The sequence below is a fragment of the Colwellia ponticola genome (genome assembly GCF_005885605.1).
GTDB classification, from domain to species: Bacteria; Pseudomonadota; Gammaproteobacteria; order Enterobacterales; family Alteromonadaceae; genus Colwellia; species Colwellia ponticola.
In genome coordinates this window covers 1-435 of the sequence record NZ_SZVP01000157.1, presented here as the reverse complement: position 1 = coordinate 435, position 435 = coordinate 1, and the positions used below count along the sequence as shown (strand labels likewise).

Sequence of the window (435 nt, the reverse complement as noted above, 5' to 3'; positions counted from 1 at the left end):
CGACGTACGCCATGCCACCGCGCTGAACCACTCGGCCACGCACTTGCTGCACGCCGCGCTGCGCCAGGTGCTGGGCGAGCACGTCCAGCAGAAGGGGTCGTTGGTCGACAGCCAGCGCCTGCGTTTCGACTTCAGCCACTTCGAAGCGATCAAGCCTGAGCAGATCAAGGCCCTGGAAGACATCGTCAACGCTGAGATTCGCAAGAACTCCCCGGTAGAAACCGAAGAGACTGACATCGAGACGGCCAAGGCCAAGGGCGCCATGGCGCTGTTCGGCGAGAAGTACGGCGACAACGTGCGCGTGCTGAGCATGGGCGGCGACTTCTCGGTGGAGCTGTGTGGCGGTATCCACGCCAACCGTACCGGCGATATCGCCCTGCTGAAGATCATCAGCGAAGGCGGCGTGGCGTCGGGTGTGCGTCGTATTGAGGCGGT

The 435-nt window shown here is 63.4% G+C and carries 1 pseudogene; it reads left to right on the top strand.

Features of this window, described 5'->3' with window-relative positions:
* Positions 1-435 (top strand): annotated as a pseudogene (locus tag FCS21_RS16335) (alanine--tRNA ligase); the annotation flags it as partial.